The following is a 1,314-nucleotide window of genomic DNA, read 5'->3' as shown; positions in this document are numbered from 1 at the left end:
GTGTCCTATTTTATAACACTTTTTTTACTCTGCTTACTTTTTTTCTCTGCTACCCCTACTTATTGAGCGGATACGTAAAATCCATGTGGAATCACTTTCCCACAGCCTAAACTCCAAAAATCATGGTAAGACAGTAATGACAGGTTCGGTTGTATAAAGAGTACCGGGACGATACAAATTCCCTAAAACTTCTTTCTTTTTGGTATCAAAACTAATAATGGGATTACCTGCTTCTCTATACTGTGTGTCGAGCCTAGCAATATTTTCAAATTGAGAATTACGATTTTTATTAGTTCCTATCGTTTGCTTTTTTTGTGCTTTTCGCTTGACATATCCATGCTTTTTTAAGAGTTTACTTGTTAGAGGAAGACTGACAACAAATCCGGCAGAGCTCAGTCCCAAAGCTATTTCTTTATGCGTCAAATTAGTCCATTTAATTAACTCATTCATGGGGTCTCCCGCTGTCTGAAATTTTAAGACTTCTAAAAAGGCTTCATCAATGCCGATTTGAGTAGATAAAATACTTTTTCTTCCTCCTCCTTTTTTTCTGATTCTTAAATTATCGATAGTCGTTTCATCCATTTTTTCTAAATCTTTAATTCCCTGAACAATAGTATTTCGACTGCAGCCGAAAAGTTGCATTATATAGCTAATTCCACCCCATCCCAGTTTTTGGGCTTCTATCGCTGCATACCTTCTTTTATCCTTTTCTGATAAAGAGTTATAAAGTTTCTTCATTTCTGACTCAAGTGAACTAGAATAAAACATAGATTTAAAGGTAAGGTAGGGTGGTAAAATAGAAAAATCAGAAAGCAAGTTTCTCTCACTTTTGGTGAAAATTGCGATCGAGGGCTGTTTTTCATTATATCCGAAAATACATCAAGTTATTTATTTTTTATTCCTTAATTAAAAAAGAAATGGATCAACGTTTAATTGACCGCACCGTAGAAATTGCCAAACAAAAAGGTGGATTTGGCTCATCTCAACTTAAAGCAGCCTTAGATTCTTCCCCGTTATGGGGAGCGGGTAAAGTCGAAGATACATATAGCAATCCTAAATCATTATCAAGACTATGATACAATTATATGCAATACTTGATTGTGACCATAAAAAAATGAATAACGTACAACTGCAAGAAAAAGATATGGAAAAAGAAATAGCCCAATTAGAAGATTTCATTAAAAGCGATATCGATGCAAGAGAACTAAAACGAGCAATAGCTGTAAGGATGGCGCTTTCAGGTAATATCTACCATGAAATCAGCAAAATATTAGGTGTAAGTAAATTTTTTATTGGTTATTGGAAAAAACAATT

Annotated in this window: 2 protein-coding genes and 1 pseudogene; 2 read left to right on the top strand and 1 reads right to left on the bottom strand. The window is 34.1% G+C overall.

What is annotated here, in order from left to right:
* Nucleotides 1-120: 120 nt before the first annotated feature.
* The gene (locus tag QUB26_RS31855; RefSeq protein WP_333293207.1) at nucleotides 121-816 is read right to left on the bottom strand and encodes an ISAzo13-like element transposase-related protein; all 696 of its coding nucleotides are present in this window, start codon (nucleotides 814-816) and stop codon (nucleotides 121-123) included.
* A gap of 101 nt (nucleotides 817-917) precedes the next feature.
* Between QUB26_RS31855 and QUB26_RS31850 the strand changes: the two genes are divergently transcribed.
* Together QUB26_RS31850 and QUB26_RS31845 are read left to right on the top strand one after the other, a co-directional pair.
* The gene (locus tag QUB26_RS31850) at nucleotides 918-1,076 is read left to right on the top strand and encodes a hypothetical protein (RefSeq protein ID WP_333247011.1); all 159 of its coding nucleotides are present in this window, start codon (nucleotides 918-920) and stop codon (nucleotides 1,074-1,076) included.
* Between the two features lie 38 nt (nucleotides 1,077-1,114).
* Nucleotides 1,115-1,314: pseudogene (locus QUB26_RS31845) on the top strand (IS630 family transposase); the annotation flags it as partial.

It is taken from the genome of Microcoleus sp. B4-C1, assembly GCF_036705285.1.
Taxonomy (GTDB): Bacteria; Cyanobacteriota; Cyanobacteriia; order Cyanobacteriales; family Microcoleaceae; genus Microcoleus.
The sequence above is the reverse complement of the archived record's forward strand: the minus strand, read 5'-3'. Positions and strand labels throughout refer to the sequence as shown.

Coding starts and splice junctions, on each gene's coding strand:
- QUB26_RS31850 (WP_333247011.1), top strand. CDS start 918: ATGGATCAACGTTTAATTGACCGCACCGTAGAAATTGCCAAACAAAAA.